Origin of the sequence: Mesorhizobium sp. M4A.F.Ca.ET.090.04.2.1 (assembly GCF_003999085.1) — a bacterium.
In the GTDB taxonomy this organism is placed as follows: Bacteria; Pseudomonadota; Alphaproteobacteria; order Rhizobiales; family Rhizobiaceae; genus Mesorhizobium.
This window is the reverse complement of sequence record NZ_RZOT01000762.1, coordinates 1-1,916: the sequence shown is the minus strand read 5'-3', so window position 1 is coordinate 1,916 and position 1,916 is coordinate 1. Positions and strand designations below refer to the sequence as shown.

General features: G+C 68.3%; 3 protein-coding genes. All 3 read right to left on the bottom strand.

What is annotated here, in order from left to right; all coding sequences use genetic code 11:
* Nucleotides 1-276: nicotinate-nucleotide--dimethylbenzimidazole phosphoribosyltransferase (locus tag EN781_RS31510; RefSeq protein WP_145965750.1), on the bottom strand; the 276-nt coding region annotated here is incomplete at its 3' end.
* A 24-nt stretch (nt 277-300) separates the two neighbouring features.
* The gene (locus EN781_RS31505; protein ID WP_126054003.1) at nt 301-1,077 is read right to left on the bottom strand and encodes an adenosylcobinamide-GDP ribazoletransferase; all 777 of its coding nucleotides are present in this window, start codon (nt 1,075-1,077) and stop codon (nt 301-303) included.
* A gap of 3 nt (nt 1,078-1,080) precedes the next feature.
* The coding region (locus tag EN781_RS31500) for a cobyrinate a,c-diamide synthase (protein WP_127400677.1) at nt 1,081-1,916 on the bottom strand (836 nt) is incomplete at its 5' end.

The following is a 1,916-nucleotide window of genomic DNA, read 5'->3' as shown; positions in this document are numbered from 1 at the left end:
CATCTGTACGGTGACTTCCGACGGGAAGGCCGAGACGCCCTGCGCGGTGACGCCGTGATTGCCGGCAAAGACGAAGACCTTCACCTTGTCCAGCTTCGGCATGTCGCGGCCCTGCCAGCGCCCCAGCCAGGCGGCGATGGTTTCCAGCCGGCCGAGGCTGCCTTGCGGCTTGGTCAGCGTGTCCTGGCGGCGGGCGACGGCATTGGCCGCGGTGTCGCTGCCGGCCGGCAGATCGAGGCAGGCAGCGCGAAGTTCATCAAGCGATTTGAAAGACATGGGGGCAAAGTCTCCGAAAGAGAGTCAGGATAGGGATACGGAAGCGACGAGCAGGACTGCGATCTCGCCAAGTTGCTGAAGGGCGCCGATCGTGTCGCCGGTCTGGCCGTCGATCTGGTTGAGGCAAAGGGCGCGGAACGCGGCAAACAGCAGACCAAGCAGGACGATCGCGACTATGGCGCCGCCTGGCGCAAGCAGGAGGAGTGGTATCGCGCCGAGCACGGCGCCGGCTATTGCGGCCTCGGCCGAGACGCCGCCGGCGCCGGCCGAGAGGCCGTCGGACCGCGCCGGGGGCAAGAGATGCATGAAGGCGCCCAGCAATCCGCGCGAGGCGGCGTGCGCGGCAATGAGCGCCAGAAGGGCCTGTGTGGGGTCGGCGAATTCCGAAATCGCGCTCCAGCGGATCAGCAGCGACAGGGCCAGTGCCGACGCGCCATAGGCGCCGATGCGGCTGTCGCGCATGATCTCCAGTTTTCCACCGCGCGACTTGCCGCCGCCAAAGCCATCGGCGACATCGGACAACCCATCCTCGTGCAGGCAGCCGGTGGTGAGCAATGTTGCGGCAAGCGCAAGTGCTGCCGCCGGACCCATGGCAAGGCCGAACCGTTCCGCAGTGGCGTAGACGACCGCGCCGATCAGTCCGACGGCAAGCCCGGCGACCGGGGCGGCCCAGATCGCGGCGGCGAGGCTGCGCCCGCGAAAATCAAAGACGGGCAGCGGCAGCCTGGTGAAGAAGACCAGGCAAAGGGCGATATCATCGAGGACTTGCCGGAGCGAAAGGGGAAAGTTCTTGAGCTTCATGCCCTAGCCCCTCGCAATGGCATGGAAGAACGTCCCGCTGACATGGCCGCGCCGATAGCCGGAGGCGCCGAGCGGATTGCCCTGGCCGTCGGCAAGGTCGGCCAGCGGCTCGTCGTTGCCGGCAGCGAGCATCTGCGCATAGTGGAATTCATGGCCGCGGATCAGCGTGCCCTCGGCTCCGAGCGGGCAAGCGGCGCGCAGCCGCGCCTCGCGGTAGCCGAGGTTCATTTTGCGCTTGGCGAAGCTGGTCGAATGGCCGAGCAGGCCAAGCATCGGATGCGTGTCGCCTGCCGCGTCCTCAAGAGTCTCGCCCAGCACCATGAAGCCACCGCACTCGCCGTGGATCGGCTTGGTCGCGGCGAAGCGCGCCATTGCGGCCCGGAAGTTGGTGGCGGCGGCCAGCCTGCCGGCATGAAGCTCGGGATAGCCGCCGGGCAGCCAGCAGACATCGCAGCTGTCGTGGGGCGCTTCGTCGGCGAGCGGCGAGAAGGGGACGATCTCGGCGCCGGCCTTGTGCCAGTGGGCGGCGACGTGCGGGTAGACGAAGGTGAAGGCGGCGTCCTCCGCCAGCGCAATGCGCTGTCCAGGTGGCGGCAGCGCGTCGCCGAAATCGCCAGCCGCGGGCACCAGCGGCGTGGCCAGCGCCATGATGGCGTCGAGATCGAGCGACTTCTCGGCCATGTCGGCCAGCCGGTCGAGATGCGCCATCAGGTTCTGGTATTCGCCGGCCTGGACGAGGCCGAGATGGCGCTCCGGCAGGTTGAGCGTGGGATCGCGCAGGATGGCGCCGACGACCGGCAGGCCGATCGCCTCGATGGCATCGCCGGACAGCCGCCGGT